The sequence below is a fragment of the Streptomyces katrae genome, assembly GCF_000966975.1.
In the GTDB taxonomy this organism is placed as follows: Bacteria; Actinomycetota; Actinomycetes; order Streptomycetales; family Streptomycetaceae; genus Streptomyces; species Streptomyces katrae.
In genome coordinates, this window is the sequence record NZ_JZWV01001577.1 from 1 (window position 1) to 345 (window position 345).

General features: G+C 77.4%; 1 protein-coding gene. It reads left to right on the forward strand.

The window, feature by feature from the left end; translation table 11 throughout:
* Nucleotides 1-345, forward strand: a 345-nt coding sequence (locus tag VR44_RS39330; protein ID WP_045952491.1) for a hypothetical protein, incomplete at both ends; no start/stop codon positions are given.

Below are 345 nucleotides of genomic sequence, written 5' to 3' on the forward strand. Positions count from 1 at the left end.
CGAGGAGGGGGTGCGCGCGGTCCTCGCCGGCCGGCGGATCGGCTCTCCCGTGGTGCCGTTCGTCTCGTCGGTGAGCGGGCAGCTGTGCACGGACCCCGGAGCGCTGCGCGAGCTGTGGGCCCGCCACGCGTCCGGGCCGGTCCGCTTCGGCGACGCGGTCCGCACCGCGTACGAGCAGGGCGCGCGCGTGTTCCTCCAGGTGAACGGGGGCGCGTCGCTGCTCACGGCGGTGCGCCGGAACCTCTACCACCACGACGACGTGCACCTCCTCACCGCCGACGCGGGGGCGGAGCGGGACGCCGGGCGCGGCTTCGTCCGGACCCTGGCCCGGCTCGCGGTCCTGGG